Consider the following 13,284-nt stretch of genomic DNA (forward strand, 5'->3'; position numbering starts at 1 on the left):
AAGGGAGAAGAACAAACACTCAGTCTGCGTCCTGCGCCCGCGACGGGTCGTACCCGAGCAGGTCGCCAGGCGTGCATTGCAGCTCCCGGCAGATCGCATCCAGCGTGGAAAAGCGGATGGCGCGCGCCTTGCCGGTCTTCAGGATCGACAGGTTCGCCAGGGTGATGTCGATGCGACCGGCCAGCTCGGACAGGGTCATGCCCCGTTCCTGCAGCACGCGGTCCAGGGTGATGACGATTGCCATCAGATGACACCGTCGAGGTCATCGCGCATCGCCGCGCCCACGGCGAAGACGCGTGCCAGCACGAACAGCATCAGCACCGCCACCAGCCCGGTGATCGACATGCCGCCGCCCACCTCCATCCAGCTGAAGTCCGGGCCCATCCAGGCCGCGTAGGCGCCGATCAGGATCGACAGCAGCTCCATCGCCAGCATCAGCCACGCCATGCGTTGCAGGCGCTGCGCATTGGCGTGGGTGAAGGGCCTTTCGCGCGCCGCCGATTTCAGCAGCCGCAGCAGATGGCGCAGGAACAGCAGGCACAGCACCAGCAGCGCGACGATCACAGCCAGCCCCAGGCAGAAGTGCAGGAACAGGGCGTTGCCGTGCGCAGCAGCGGCAGCGGCATCGTGGACGCTGTCGAGCAGCCAGCGACGGTCGTGCGCGACCAGCGGCACGGCCAGCAGTGCGGCCAGGATGCCCAGCCAGCACATCGCCCGGACGGCCTGGACGGCGGCCTGGGCCAGGGTGAACAAGCCTCGCGCGGGTCTGGCGCGGGCGGGACGAGCGGTCAAGCGGCCTCCGGCATTGGGGCGGCCTCGCCGCCCCGGGGTGTATTTATCGATAAACGATATATCACAACCAGCGTGAAAGGCTGAATCGCGGGCATGGGCAGCCTGCGCGGCGCGGGGCCAGCGTTACCGACTGGGTGCAGCCTGCTCCAGCATTGCTTCGCCCGGCGTCACCGAGGCCATCGCCTGCACGCCGGCCTCGGCCGCCTGCCGCGTGACCAGCCGGAAACGCACCTGCAGCTTGGCCTGCCCGGGCGTGGCCCAGCCGTACTGGATCGCCACCTGGTCCGCCGACAACGGCCCACGGCCTGGCAGCGAGCGCGCCTGCAACGGCGTCGGCGCCGCCTGCACCAACCGGGCGAAGCCCTTCTGCACGACCGCCGCGTCGGCCTTTTCGGCGTAGACCGTGCACGTGCCATCGTCAGCCCAGCTGACTGCATAGCGGCCGCTGGCCAGCGGCACCATCCAGGCCACGCCCGACTGCCCCTGCAGCAACGTTGCCGCCTCGGCAGGCTGCAGCGGTGACAGCCCGTTGGATTCCATCAACGACTGCAACCGCGCTGGCGCGCCGATGTGCTGCATGCAGGCGGTATCGAACAACTCACTGAAAGGGTCCTGCGCTTGTGCGCTGGCCCTGGGTGCACGCGCAGGCTGCGCCGCCGCCAGGGCAGGCAGCAGCGCCAGGATCAGCCAGGAGGCAGGGCGCATTGGAACTCCACGGTACGGAACGCAGCGGGGAGGATGGCAAAGCCCGGGCGTGGCGTGCAACGGCCGCGTTGCCGCCGGCCTCCCCGCACCGGGATCAGGCTGTGATTTCGCCCTCGTCCTCGCCATCCCAGTAGTGGATGCGGCTGGCGCGCACATGGATCAGCACCAGTCCTGGTGTATCCACTCCCTGTTCGAACCACCGCTCCAGGTCCTTCACCCAGTGCTCGCGCATCGTGGCCCGATCGCGCACCAGCGCTGCCCTTCCCTGCACGTGCACGAACAGCGGCGGCTTGCCCAGCAGCGACTTGCTGCCGGAGAAACCCAGTGCGACGGCAGGGTCAGCCTCGATCTCGCGCACCATGTCGGTGTCTTCCATGGTGAAGAACCAGCTGTCACCGTCATAGTCCACGTCACCGTTGTTGCTCATGGGGCGACCGGCAATTTCTCCACCGGCGTGAGTCTGCAGCATCGTGAAATCGATGCCGGCCATTTTCTTGGCAAGTTCTGGGAGGGTGAGCTGGGTCACGGCGCGGTCCTTGATCGGAGGGACGCTCAGCGTCTGCGCAGAGCGGTGACCGGAAAGTGGATGAGCACTTGCGGCTTCTTCACGGGAAACGAGATACGGCGCATGGTCCGTGCGTGACGCACTCCACACCACCATATCCACGTTAAAAGCAGATGGAGGAACGCCCCTGCGAAGCACCACAGCCGGCTAACAGGGGGCTGCCGGAGAATCGCGCAACCCCGTGGCACGACCGGCATGGCAGCCGGCATGCGCGCGGCGACTCCTTCGCAACCGCATGGCCTCCACATGGATCTGTTCGCCTGGCTCGCGTTCGGCTGCTACCTGTTGGTGTTCTTCATTGTCTCGCTGTTTGCTGCGGCCTATCTGAAACGTTCCGACTTCATGCCCTACCACGGGCAGGCGGTGGGTGTGCCGTGGGCGGAGATCGAACCGCGCATGCAGGTGCTGCTGATGGCACTCATCCGCGTGGTCGGCGCCGGGTGGATCGCACTGGCCGGTGCTGGCGTGATGCTGGCCTGCCTGATCTTCTTCGGGGGTCACTTCGCACTGCCGCAGCTGCTGGCGTTCCAACTGTTCTGCCTGGTCGCCACGCTGCCGCCGGTCCTGGTCGCTTCGGGTGTGCGGAGACGCACCGGTGCACGTACACCGGTGCCCGCTGGCGCCGCAGTGGTGCTGCTGTCCGTCATTGGATTCGTACTGGCCCTGTTGTCGCTACCGCGGTGAGTTCCCTTTCTCTCCCCTCCCCCCACGAGGCTCCACGATGAATCCCGAATCGATCTTCTACAGCGTGGTCAACGGTGATCTGCCACCTTCCCAGGCCGGCACCCTGCTCGGCTGGCGCTTCGTCGGCTATGACGATGCACTGCGCCGCATCCAGGTCGAGTTCGACGCCGGGACGGTGCTCACCAACCCGATGGGCAACGTGCAGGGCGGATTCCTGTCAGCGATGCTGGACGACTGCATGGGGCCGGCGATCTACGCCACCCTGCCAGCCAACCGCATCGCGGTCACGGTGGAATCCAAGACCAGTTTCGTCAACCCGGCGCGGCCGGGGCGGATCATCGGCTGGGGCGAAGTCGAGCACAGCAAGGACAGCATCGCCTTCACCCGTGGCTGGCTGACCGACCCGGACGGCAAGGTACTGGCCACCGCCAGCGCCACCTTCCGGGTGGGTGCGCTGCGCTGGCGCGGGTTCTCGGTGCCGCGTCCCATCGCGCGACGGATGATCGCGCGCACGCTGCGCCGCGTGCATGCGCGGATCGGCTGATGCGTGTCCTCAACGTGCGTTGCGGCCGCCGCCGGACACCCGCACGCGGTCGCGGCCCTGCGCCTTGGCCTGGTACATGGCCGCGTCGGCGGCACGCAGCAGGGTGCGCCAGCCCAGCGCATCGGTGCCCCCCTCGGCTACGCCGAAGCTTGCAGTGACCCGCAGCACCTTGCCACCGACCAGGGCGATGTCCAGCCGCTGCAGCGCAACGCGCAGCGACTCAGCCAACTGGCGGCCACCGGCCAGGTCGCCGTCGGCCAGCAGCACCAGGAATTCCTCGCCACCGTAGCGGGCGATGCGGTCGCTGCGGCGCAGGTGGCGCTGCAGCAGCTGCGCCACCTGCACCAGCACCTCGTCACCGGCATCATGCCCGTGGCCGTCGTTGATCGCCTTGAAGCGGTCCACGTCCAGCAGGATCACCACCGCACTGTTGCCGCCGTCGGCATGACGCTGCTGCACCAACTCGTCCAGCGCGCGCCGGTTCAACAGCCCGGTCAGCTCATCGGTGCCGGCCAGCTGGCGCAGCTCGCTGGTCAACGCCGAGCGCTCGCGCGACTTCTCGCGCAGCACTTCGATGGCATCGAACAGGCGCTGCATCTCGGCCAGCGGGTGGGTCACATGCTGCTCCGGGCCGGGCGCTTCCGAGGCGATCTGGATGACCTGCTTCTGCGCCTGCAGCAGCGGCCGCAGGATCTGCAGATGGGCGATGCGCAGCGCCACGCCCAGCACCACCAGCGTGCCCAGCACCGTCGCCACCAGCACCACCAGGCGCGTCGCTTCGCGGTTGCGGGTGCGCTCGAAACGGGCGATGGACACGCTCAGGTAACCATCACGCAGCGCTTCCAGCGACCGCAGGGTCGGTACGTAGCGCGTGGTGAACTCGGCGGCGGTCCACGGCGGCGGTACGCCCCGCCGGCCATCTTCGATCAGCTGTTCGATCATCGGCAGCGATTCGCCGAAGAACTGGCGGCGTGCCATGTCCCAATGCCAGGACAGCGTCGGATCGCTGCGGAACACGGCTTCATGGCTGCCTGCCAGCCGCCACAGCTCCAGCAGGCGGCCTTCGGTCTGCAATGCCGCCCGCACCTGTTCGTCACGCCAGGCCCCCGGTACCGCCACCGGCGCCATCACGTTCGAGGCCAGGCGGCCGCCATGCTCGCGCAGGTCGATCAGCACCTGGCCCTGCATTGCCGGGATCGCCGCTTCGCGGTCGGCACTGACCAGCACGCCGATCTGCGTCGAGGTCAACACGTGCAGGCGATCGACCACGGCGAACATGCTGCTGATCGCGCGCTCCACGTCTTCCACCCGGCGCGCGTCGTGCGGCTGTGCCGCCACCTGGTCCACTGCGGCCCGCGCCGACTGCAGGCGACGTTGCACGTCGGCCAACAGCCCATGTTCGCCGACCACGCCGGGATCGGCCTTGAACACGGTGTCCAGTTGCAGCAGGGCGGTGTCGACCCGCTTGCGCGCAACCGCCAGCTGCGCGGCCAGCCGGGCCTGTTCGGCCGCATCGGCCGTATTGGCTCCCAGCAGGCTGTTGGCGGGGCCGCGCTCGGCCGACACCCGGTTGGCCAGGTCGAAGGTCTGCTGCAGCCGGCGCAGGCTGACCAGGTTGTCCTCGGCGGCGGTGAAGCGCAGCGTGCCCTGCACCAGTGCGATGGCCATCAGCGGCAGCGTACAGACTACGAACAACCCGGCCAGGATCCAGACCCAGGTCCGCAATCCGATGGGCGACGCCTTGCGGGCCATGCACATTTCCCCTGTCGTGCGGAACACTGTAGCGGCCGCCTGCACAGGCGCCAAGCCGCTGACGGGCCAACCGTGGCCGTGGGTACACCGTGCGCGCCGCGAACGCACCGACAAGGCCGCGCGGACGCTCGAATCGGGACAAATACGTCATGCCCCGCCGCGTCAGATCCAGCGCTGGTCGACCAGTTCGCGCTTCACGTAGGCATAGAACACCGGCGCGGCGACCAGGCCCGGCAGGCCGAAGGCCGCCTCCATCACCAGCATGGCCAGCAGCAGCTCCCAGGCCCGCGCCTGGATTTCGCCACCCACAATGCGCGCGTTGAGGAAGTACTCCAGCTTGTGGATCACGATCAGGTACAGCAGCGCCGCCACCGCCACATAGAACGAGACCGACAGTGCAACGATGGTGATGATCGTGTTGGAGATGATGTTGCCCACCACCGGCAGCAGGCCGGCCAGGAAAGTGATCAGCACCAGGGTCTTGGACAGCGGCAGGTGCACGCCGAACAACGGCAGCACGCCCAGCAGGAAGATCGCGGTGAACACGGTGTTGAGCAGCGAGATCTTCACCTGCGCGAACACCACCTGACGGAACGCGGTGGCCAGGCGGCTGGTGCGCCCGACCAGCTCCTGCGCCAGCGGACCCATCTTCGGCAGCGGCAGTTCGTCATACAGTGCGATCATCGCACCCAGCACCATGCCGATCAGTACGCGCACACCCACCTGGACCACCGAGGTACCGGCCACGCCCAGCTGGCGCTGATGCTCGGCGGCCCAGTCGTTCAGCGCCGCGCGCAGCGCTGGCATGTCTTCGGGAATGTAGGGTTGCAGCAGCGCCGGCACCTGGTGCCGCGAGGTGTTGAGGATCTCCATCAGGCGCGCCAGCAAAGCGTCCGGGCCACCGGTCTCGTTGCGGAAGAACGAGGCCACGCCGATCCCCGCCAGCACCAGCGCGCTGATGATGATCGCCGACAGCACGATCACTGCGATCGCCCGTGCGCGTCCCGGCGGCAGCCTGCCTTCCACGGTGGAGGCCAGCACGTGGGTCAGCTGGAACACCAGCAGGCCGGACAGCAGGGTGACCACCAGGCCCAGTTTCAGCGCCAGCCACATGCCCAGCAGCATCATCAGCCATGCCGCGATCCTTGGGATGGGGGGCTTGGGCTGGGCAACGAGAGCGTCTTGCATGGGAGCGCGTCCGGGCGGGGTGGCCCATGGTAGAGGATTGGCGTGCTGATTCCGCGTGCAGGATGAATGGGCATTTCATCCGCGTTCGGCGGCAGCCGTGCCGTCCCCACGCGCGCTCACTCGCCGTAGCTGGCGGTGTTCTTGCCCTGGCGCTTGGCGTGGTACAGCGCGCGGTCGGCCAGTGCCAACCAGTCCTCGACACTGCCGCCACGCGGCGTGGCCGCAATGCCGATACTGACGCTGAATTCCACCCCCGGCGTGGCCTGCCGCGCGGCCTCGAGCAGGTGCAGGCGCACCCGCTCGGCCACCTGCATCGCGTCGACGGGCGCGCAGTCGCGCAGCAGCACGACGAACTCATCGCCCCCCAGCCGCGCGGGCGTATCACCTGGGCGGGCAACGGTGCGCAATGTCGCCGCGATATGCCGCAGCACCTCGTCACCGGCGCGGTGGCCGTGCGAGTCATTGATGCGCTTGAAGTCGTCCACATCGAGCATCAGCAGGCAGGCAAAGCCGCCCTGGCCCTGTGCCCGGTCCAGCGCCTGCTGCGCACGCAGGATCAGGAAGCCGCGGTTGGCCAGCTCGACCAGCGGGTCCATCCGGCTGAGACGCTGCAGCTGGCGGTTCTGCGATTTGACCCGGCGCGCCAGCTGCCAGCTGAGAATGCTCAGGCCGATGCCATACACGAACAGGAACGGGACACTCAGCATGATCGTGCGCTGCGAGGTGACCGGCTGGTAAGGGAAGCCGAGCGCCCACCAGGTGAGCGCGAAGCCCACCAGCAGGGCCAGCGTGGCGCGCATCGCCAGGCGAACGCCACCGGCAGCGATCTTGTCGGCCACCAGCAGTGCGGCAAACAGTGCACTGGGCACTACGCTCAATGCCATGAAGGCGATCCAGCCACCGCCGAACAAGGAGTCGGCCACCATGCAGCGGAACTGGACGAGCGCGGGCTGGCCGGAGCGCTGGGTCAGCATCAATGCCAGCGCAGGCCACGCCAGCGCGTTGAGCAGCAGCAGGGCCCATGCCAGCGGCCCATCGTGGCGCTCGAGGATGATCGAAGCGATGGGGATCGCCCCCAGCCCATTGCCGACGAAACGCATCCAGCCGATGCGACGTGCCGCGCCAATGCCTTCGACCGCGCCTTCCGCCGAATCGGTAAAGAATGGCATTGCCCCCCCCCTGCGCGATCGCACCCGCTGCTACGGCCCTTGCCGGGCTGCCTGCGATGAGTCTGACAGCTTTGCGTCAATTCGGGATCAAGGTCGCGGGACGACGCGCGGGCCGATCGCCCCGCTCCGGCTGCTCTGCCTCGCCTCCGCTACCGCCGAGGCGCCGCTGTCGAACCGCGCAGCATGAAGCTGAACTCCAGCGTCTGCTGAAGCGGTACATCGACCTGTTCAATGATGGCGAGCAGCAGGTTGACCGCGCGCTCGCCGATTTCACGCATCGGCTGCTGGATGGTCGTCAGCGGCGGGGTGAGGTAACGCGACGAGGCCAGGTCGTCGAAGCCGACGATGGAGAGCGCTTCCGGAACGCGGATGCCCCGGTCGCGACAGGCCGCCAGTGCCCCCAGTGCCATCTGGTCGCTGAAGCAGAACACCGCGGTCGGCACGGGCGTGCCGTCCAGCAGCGCCATCACCGCCGCATGCCCGGACTCAACGGAAAAGTCCCCGGGCACGATGCTCAGCTGGCGCAGGCGACCCCGCGCCTTGCCGGCGGCCCGGACCCCTTCCAGCCGCTGCTGGTGCAGGGGGTTGTCAGGTGGCCCGCCGACCACGGCGATCCGTTCGTGCCCCAGGCCGTACAGGTGCTCCATCACCGCGCGTGCGGCGGCCGCGTTGTCGATATGGACGCTGGGGATGCCCAGTGCGGGGTCGAACTCGCATCCATTGACCACCGGCGCAGCTGCGCCGCGCTGCTCGACGATCTCGCGCGCGGTCGGTGGCAGGCGATGGCCAAGCACGATCATGCCGTCTGCCTCGTTGCGCCGGAGCATCTGCGCGTAGCGCTCCTCACGATCGGGTTGATGCTGGGTATCGCCCAGCAGAACCGCGTAACCGACCGCCTGCGCGGCCTCCTCCGCACCCTGCAGGATCTGTGCGAAGAACGGATTGGCGATGTCCGGGACGGTAACCAGGATCTTGCCGCTGCGCTGGGTCTTGAGCGTGCGGGCCACCGTGTTGGGCACATAGCCCAATGCGGCGGCGGCCTGCTCGATGCGCGCACGGGTGGCCGGCAGCACCTTGTCCGGCCGGGAAAGCGCCCGTGACACCGTGCCTGCGGAGACGCCGACGTGCCTGGCGATGTCGTAGATGGTGGCCATGGCGTTAGTTCTCCTGTCCGCTGTGCAGTGCACAACAGGTCCTGCGTGCGCCCCTGCTAGGATAATGCAATCGATTGCATCGAGGGCGAATCACGTTGAAGACGCTCAAGGGTCCAGCGCTGTTCCTGGCGCAGTTCATCGGCGACACAGCTCCTTTTGATCGGCTGGACACGCTGGCCGGATGGGCCGCGGGTCTGGGCTATTCTGGCGTACAAGTTCCCACCTCCGCGCCCCACCTGTTCGATCTGGCCGCGGCGGCACGCAGCCAGGCGTACTGCGACGATGTTGCCGGCATGCTGGCCGGGCACGGCCTGCAGATCACCGAACTGTCGACCCACCTGCAGGGGCAGCTGGTCGCGGTCCATCCCGCCTACGACAGCCTGTTCGACGGATTCGCACCCGCCGATGTGCGCGGCAACCCGCCCGCGCGCCAGGCCTGGGCCGTGGAGCAGCTGCGGCTCGCCGCGCAGGCCAGCCAGCGCCTGGGGCTGACCGCGCACGCCACCTTCTCCGGTGCACTGGCCTGGCCCTACTTCTATCCGTGGCCGCAGCGCCCGCCGGGCCTGGTGGAAGAAGCCTTCGCCGAACTGGGCCGTCGCTGGCGCCCGATCCTGGATGTGTTCGACGCCTGCGGCGTGGACCTGTGCTTCGAACTCCACCCCGGCGAGGACCTGCACGACGGCGCGACCTTCGAGCGCTTCCTCGATGAGGTCGACCATCATCCCCGCGCGAAGATCCTGTACGACCCCAGCCACCTGCTGCTACAGCAGATGGACTACCTCGGCTTCATCGACCGCTACCACGCCCGCATCGGCATCTTCCACGTCAAGGACGCGGAGTATCGCCCCAGCGCGCGCAGCGGCGTGTATGGCGGCTACCAGGACTGGATCGATCGTCCGGGCCGGTTCCGCTCACCCGGTGACGGCCAGATCGACTTCAAGGCGATCTTCTCGAAGTTCGCCCAGTACGACTTCCCCGGCTGGGCGGTGCTGGAATGGGAGTGCTGCCTGAAACACCCGGAGGACGGCGCGCGCGAGGGTGCCGCCTTCATCCGCGATCACATCATCCATGTGACCGAACGCGCCTTCGACGACTTTGCCGGGAGCGATACGGACGTTGGATCACTGCGCCGCATGCTGGGAATCTGAGCCACGACCGCCCCGGGAGGGCAAGCCATGACGCACGCCATGTCGCGCCTGGGCGCGATGATGTTTCTGCAGTTCTTCATCTGGGGGGCGTGGTTCGTCACCCTGGGTACCTACCTGGTACAGGGCCCGCTGCAGGCCAGCGCAAGCCAGGTGGCAACGGCGTTCCTCAGCCAGTCCATCGGCGCCATCGTGGCGCCATTCCTGGTCGGCCTGATCGCAGACCGCTACTTCGCGGCGCAGCGCATCCTGGCGATACTGCACCTGGCCGGCGCGGTGCTGATGTGGCTGGCGTCCACCGCCACCAGCTTCAGCATGTTCTCCGCCTGCGTGATGGGCTACATGCTGCTGTTCATGCCGACGCTGGCACTGGCCAACAGCGTCGCCATGCGGCACATGCAATCGCCGGAGAAGCAGTTCCCGCTGGTACGCGTGGCCGGCAGCATCGGCTGGATCATCGCCGGGGTGCTGATCGGCTGGCTGGGCTGGGAACAGGCGCACCGGCTTGAACTGACCTTCCGCATGGCCGCATTGGCATCGCTGGTGCTGGGCCTGTATGCGTTCACCCTGCCGCACACGCCGCCGCTGGCGCAGCAGCGCGATGCCGGGCTGGGACAGATCCTGGGGCTGGATTCATTGCGGTTGCTTAAGTCGCGCGCCTACCTGGTGTTCTTCCTGGCTTCCATCGCCATCTGCATCCCGCTGTCGTTCTACTACAACTTCACCAATCCGTATCTCAACGACCTCGGTGTGCACGGCGCCGCCGGACTGCAGTCGCTGGGCCAGGTCTCCGAAGTGCTGCTGATGCTGGCCATGCCGTTCCTGTTCGTGCGGCTGGGGGTGAAGACCATGCTGGCGGTCGGCATGGCGGCCTGGGTCGTGCGCTACGCGCTGTTCGCCTTCGGCGATGCGGGCAGTGGCTTCTCCCTGCTTGTGATCGGCATCGTACTGCATGGCATCTGCTACGACTTCTTCTTCGTCACCGGCCAGATCTACACCGATGCCCACGCCGGCCCCGCCGCGCGCAGCAGCGCGCAGGGCTTCATCACCCTGGCCACCTATGGCGTGGGCATGCTGATCGGCACCTTCCTGTCCGGCGCGGTAGTGGAGCACTTCACCACTGCAGCGGGCCCGGACTGGCAGCAGATCTGGTTGTTCCCGGCCGGCGTCGCACTGGTCGTGCTGATCGCCTTCCTGCTGCTGTTCCGCGACCGCCCGGTAGCTGCGGCCGCGTCGTCCACCCCCTGAGGAGACCGGCCGATGCCCCCGCTTGGAATCGCCATCGTTGGTACCGGCATGATCGGTGCGGTGCATCGCCGCGCGGCACTGCTGGCTGGCGCCGAGGTGCGCGGCGTGGCCGCCTCGTCGCCGCAGCGCGCGCGCGAGGTGGCGCACGCGTGGAATGTCCCGCGCGCCTATCGCGATATCGAGGACGTCGTCGCTGATCCCCAGGTACAGGTCGTGCACATCTGCACGCCCAATCATCTGCACCGCACGATGGCGCAGGCCGCACTGGAAGCCGGCAAGCACGTGATCTGCGAGAAACCGTTGGCGACGACGCTGGACGATGCGCAGGCGCTGGCGGCGCTGGCCGCCTCGACCGGATTGGTCGCCACCGTCCCCTTCGTCTACCGCTACCACCCGGTGGTCCGCGAGGCACGTGCACGCATCGCGCAGGGCGACCTGGGGCCACTGCACCTGATCCATGGCAGCTACCTGCAGGACTGGCTGCTGGACCCGGCCAGCAACAACTGGCGGGTTGACCCGGCACTGGGTGGTACATCGCGCGTGTTCGCTGACATTGGATCGCACTGGTGCGACCTGGTTGAATGGGTCAGCGGCGAGTGCTTCGCCGAAGTGAACGCGGCGTTTGCCACGGTGATCGCCGAACGCAGCGCAACCACCTCCCAGAGCTTCAGCACGCCGGCGACAGACAGCGCAAAGCAAGCGGTCGAGAGCGAGGACGTGGCCGCAGCGATGTTCAGGACCGGCGCGGGCACGCTGGCGTCATTGACGGTCAGCCAGGTCTCGGCCGGACGCCACAACCGGCTCTGGTTCGAGATCGACGGCGCCAACGCCAGCGTGGCGTTCAACCAGGAGGATGCCGAGCGGCTGTGGATCGGCCTCCCCGAACAGCGCGAGGAAATCTTCGTGCGCGGCCCGGGCGCCGGCAGCGCCGAACAACGCCGGTTGTCGCCGCTGCCAGCGGGGCACGCGCAGGGCTACGGGCAGTGCTTCGAAGCGTTCGTGGCCGACACGTATCGCGCCATTGAAGGCGAGCGGCCGCAGGGCCTGCCCACCTTCGAAGACGGCCTGCGCTCGGCGCGGATCGTTGATCGTGTCATTGCATCGGCCAGGTCACGCACCTGGACCGCCATCGGTTGAATCCCGGGAGGATCTGTTGATGAACGTCCCTGTCCGTAGAACTGCAACCCTCGTCCTGCTGCTGCTCGCAGTCCTGCCCGCCTTCGCAGGAAACACAGCCGGTGCGCAGAAGCCCATCGCCGTGCAGATGTACACGCTGCGCAATGCCGGGCCGCTCGACCAGCAGCTGAAGATCGTCCACGACGCGGGTGTGCGTGCGGTGGAGACCGTCGGTACGCAGAATGCAAGCGCTGTGGAACTGAAACAATTGCTGGACCGTTACTCGATCAAAGCGGTTTCGTCGCACGTTCAGCTGGCCGAGCTGCGCGACAACCTGGATGCCGTGGTGGCCTTCAACCGCTCGATTGGCAACAGCACGCTGGTGGTGCCCTACCTGGACCAGAAGGACCGCCCGCACGATGCCGCCGGCTGGACCGCATTGGGACGGGAGCTGGGCCGGATTGCCAGGCAGGTGCGCGGCAAGGGGATGCAGCTGGCCTACCACAACCACGACTTCGAGCTGGTCGACTTCAATGGCAGAACCGGACTGGAGCTGCTGTTCGACGCCGCCGGCCCCGAGCTGCAGACCGAACTGGACCTGGCCTGGGTCGCGCGCGCGGGCCTGGACCCGGTCGTGATGCTTGGCAAGTTCCGCGGCCACGTATTTGCGGTACACGCCAAGGACAATGCGCCCAAGGGCCAGGCCGAAGACGAAGGTGGATTCGCTGCGGTCGGCCAGGGCGTGCTGGACTGGAACGCGATCCTGCCAGCCGCCGCCAACGCTGGCGTGCAGTGGTACATCGTGGAACACGACCAGCCACGCGACCCTGCCAAGGTCATCCAGGCCGGCGCGGACTACCTGCGTGAACACCTGACTACCAACCCGCCCACCCGCGCCCACCGCTGACGCATCAAGGAGCCCCACATGAAAATGATCCTGGCAGTGGCCGTGGCCCTGGGCGGCATGAACGTTGCGACGGCAGCGTGGGCCAAGGACGACCCGGCCGCAGGTGCGAAACTCTACGCCCAGCACTGCACTGCCTGCCACGGTGCTGAACGCACCGGTGTACCACCGACGTTCCCGGCGCTCACCGATGTCGGCAAGCGGCTGCAGCCCGCCCAGGTCAAGGACAGGATCAGGAAGGGCGGCGGCCTGATGCCACCCTTCCCGCAGCTGTCACAGCAGGAGATCGATGACATCGCCAGCTACCTGGCGAAGTAG

Annotated in this window: 15 protein-coding genes; 7 read left to right on the plus strand and 8 right to left on the minus strand. The window is 67.6% G+C overall.

Annotated elements, in window-relative coordinates; genetic code table 11:
• Positions 1-19 precede the first annotated feature (19 nt).
• From AC5P7X_RS07705 to AC5P7X_RS07720, 4 genes are all read right to left on the minus strand, one after another.
• On the minus strand, positions 20-244 hold the full coding sequence (locus AC5P7X_RS07705; protein ID WP_171957758.1) for a helix-turn-helix domain-containing protein: 225 nt from the start codon (positions 242-244) through the stop codon (positions 20-22).
• Positions 244-711 (minus strand): DUF2975 domain-containing protein, encoded by a 468-nt coding sequence (locus AC5P7X_RS07710; protein ID WP_032954010.1) that lies wholly within the window; start codon positions 709-711, stop codon positions 244-246. Before AC5P7X_RS07710 ends, AC5P7X_RS07705 begins: the two co-directional genes overlap by 1 nt.
• 204 nt (positions 712-915) lie before the next feature.
• On the minus strand, positions 916-1,497 hold the full coding sequence (locus AC5P7X_RS07715) for an NMCC_0638 family (lipo)protein (RefSeq protein WP_495214698.1): 582 nt from the start codon (positions 1,495-1,497) through the stop codon (positions 916-918).
• A 94-nt stretch (positions 1,498-1,591) separates the two neighbouring features.
• The gene (locus tag AC5P7X_RS07720) at positions 1,592-2,023 is read right to left on the minus strand and encodes a pyridoxamine 5'-phosphate oxidase family protein (protein ID WP_053497616.1); all 432 of its coding nucleotides are present in this window, start codon (positions 2,021-2,023) and stop codon (positions 1,592-1,594) included.
• Between the two features lie 285 nt (positions 2,024-2,308).
• Here AC5P7X_RS07720 and AC5P7X_RS07725 point away from each other — a divergent pair, with 285 nt between their 5' ends.
• Positions 2,309-2,746, plus strand: coding sequence for a hypothetical protein (locus AC5P7X_RS07725; protein WP_495214699.1), 438 nt, complete (start codon positions 2,309-2,311; stop codon positions 2,744-2,746).
• A gap of 37 nt (positions 2,747-2,783) precedes the next feature.
• Positions 2,784-3,290 carry a PaaI family thioesterase gene (locus AC5P7X_RS07730; protein ID WP_188248272.1) on the plus strand — a complete coding sequence of 169 codons (507 nt, stop codon included), beginning with the start codon at positions 2,784-2,786 and terminating at the stop codon, positions 3,288-3,290.
• 9 nt (positions 3,291-3,299) lie between these two features.
• On the opposite strand, the gene AC5P7X_RS07735 is transcribed toward AC5P7X_RS07730, so the two are convergent.
• The 4 genes from AC5P7X_RS07735 to AC5P7X_RS07750 form a co-directional block, all read right to left on the minus strand.
• A complete protein-coding gene (locus AC5P7X_RS07735) occupies positions 3,300-5,042 on the minus strand; it encodes a GGDEF domain-containing protein (RefSeq protein ID WP_495214700.1) in 1,743 nt (580 codons plus the stop codon).
• Between the two features lie 162 nt (positions 5,043-5,204).
• On the minus strand, positions 5,205-6,230 hold the full coding sequence (locus AC5P7X_RS07740; RefSeq protein WP_495214701.1) for an AI-2E family transporter: 1,026 nt from the start codon (positions 6,228-6,230) through the stop codon (positions 5,205-5,207).
• A 116-nt stretch (positions 6,231-6,346) separates the two neighbouring features.
• Positions 6,347-7,399 carry a sensor domain-containing diguanylate cyclase gene (locus AC5P7X_RS07745; RefSeq protein ID WP_053497609.1) on the minus strand — a complete coding sequence of 351 codons (1,053 nt, stop codon included), beginning with the start codon at positions 7,397-7,399 and terminating at the stop codon, positions 6,347-6,349.
• 149 nt (positions 7,400-7,548) lie between these two features.
• The gene (locus AC5P7X_RS07750) at positions 7,549-8,553 is read right to left on the minus strand and encodes a LacI family DNA-binding transcriptional regulator (RefSeq protein ID WP_053497607.1); all 1,005 of its coding nucleotides are present in this window, start codon (positions 8,551-8,553) and stop codon (positions 7,549-7,551) included.
• A 95-nt stretch (positions 8,554-8,648) separates the two neighbouring features.
• Between AC5P7X_RS07750 and AC5P7X_RS07755 the strand changes: the two genes are divergently transcribed.
• The 5 genes from AC5P7X_RS07755 to AC5P7X_RS07775 are packed head-to-tail and all read left to right on the plus strand — an operon-like array spanning position 8,649 to position 13,284.
• Positions 8,649-9,701, plus strand: a complete 1,053-nt coding sequence (locus tag AC5P7X_RS07755; RefSeq protein WP_188248270.1) for a sugar phosphate isomerase/epimerase family protein — start codon at positions 8,649-8,651, stop codon at positions 9,699-9,701.
• Positions 9,702-9,728: 27 nt separating this feature from the next.
• Positions 9,729-10,946: a nucleoside permease gene (locus tag AC5P7X_RS07760; protein WP_005415643.1), complete on the plus strand. Its 1,218-nt coding sequence runs from the start codon at positions 9,729-9,731 to the stop codon at positions 10,944-10,946.
• A gap of 12 nt (positions 10,947-10,958) precedes the next feature.
• On the plus strand, positions 10,959-12,083 hold the full coding sequence (locus AC5P7X_RS07765; protein WP_495214703.1) for a Gfo/Idh/MocA family protein: 1,125 nt from the start codon (positions 10,959-10,961) through the stop codon (positions 12,081-12,083).
• Between the two features lie 19 nt (positions 12,084-12,102).
• Positions 12,103-12,969, plus strand: a complete 867-nt coding sequence (locus AC5P7X_RS07770; protein WP_206620969.1) for a sugar phosphate isomerase/epimerase family protein — start codon at positions 12,103-12,105, stop codon at positions 12,967-12,969.
• 18 nt (positions 12,970-12,987) lie between these two features.
• Positions 12,988-13,284, plus strand: coding sequence for a c-type cytochrome (locus AC5P7X_RS07775; protein ID WP_005415640.1), 297 nt, complete (start codon positions 12,988-12,990; stop codon positions 13,282-13,284).

The organism is Stenotrophomonas sp. YJH_SMC_53 (assembly GCF_059369995.1).